Origin of the sequence: Planomonospora corallina, assembly GCF_042650625.1 — a bacterium.
GTDB classification, from domain to species: Bacteria; Actinomycetota; Actinomycetes; order Streptosporangiales; family Streptosporangiaceae; genus Planomonospora_B; species Planomonospora_B corallina.
Window position 1 is genome coordinate 1 of record NZ_JBHSBM010000080.1, and the last position, 736, is coordinate 736.

General features: G+C 69.7%; 1 protein-coding gene. It reads left to right on the plus strand.

All coding sequences use genetic code 11. The annotated features are described in order from the left end of the window. Positions 1–65: 65 nt before the first annotated feature. Positions 66–736, plus strand: a 671-nt coding sequence (locus ACFOWE_RS33790) for a hypothetical protein (protein ID WP_377295163.1), incomplete at its 3' end; no start/stop codon positions are given.

The following is a 736-nucleotide window of genomic DNA, read 5'->3' on the forward strand; positions in this document are numbered from 1 at the left end:
TCCGCGGGATACGGTTCATCGCGAATTAAGCCACCGAATGTCATTTACCTGTCACAATCAGCGACATGCCGTCCCCTCGACATGACTCGCTCATCCAGCTGTTTCGCGACCGCCCCCACCTGGTCGTGGAAATCCTGCGCGACCTGCTCGGGTGTGACCTGCCCGCCACCCCGCTGGTCCGGCTGGAGAGCACCACCTTCAACACCCGGCCCTCCGACGACATCGAGGCCGACCTGGTCGTCGTCCTGGGCCCGCCCGCCGACCCCGCGCACGCCGTCATCGTCGAAGTCCAGCAGGACAGATCCAAAGACCCCCGGCAGCTGGCCCGCTACGCCGCCGCGCTCTGGCTGCTGCTGGGCTGCGACGTCACGGTCCTGGTCGTCTGCCCCGACGCCCGCACCGCCGCCCACTACGCGCGGCCGGTCGACTCGGGACTGACCGGCTACCGGCTGCAGCCTGCCGTGCTGGGACCGGACGCCATCCCCGCGATCACCGACCCGCAGCAGGCCGCGGCCTGGCCGGAGCTGGCGGCCATGGCCGTCATGGTCCACGGCCGCGACCGCAAGGTCGTGGAGGCGTTCACCGCGGCCCTGGCGGAGCTGCCCGGCGAACACGCTCCGCAGTACTATGAACACGCCTACAGCATGTCCGCGCCCGAGATCCGGCGCCTCCTGGAGGAGATCATGACGTCCACCACCTGGCCGGTCTACAGCCCCTTCGCCCGCGAGCACTACGG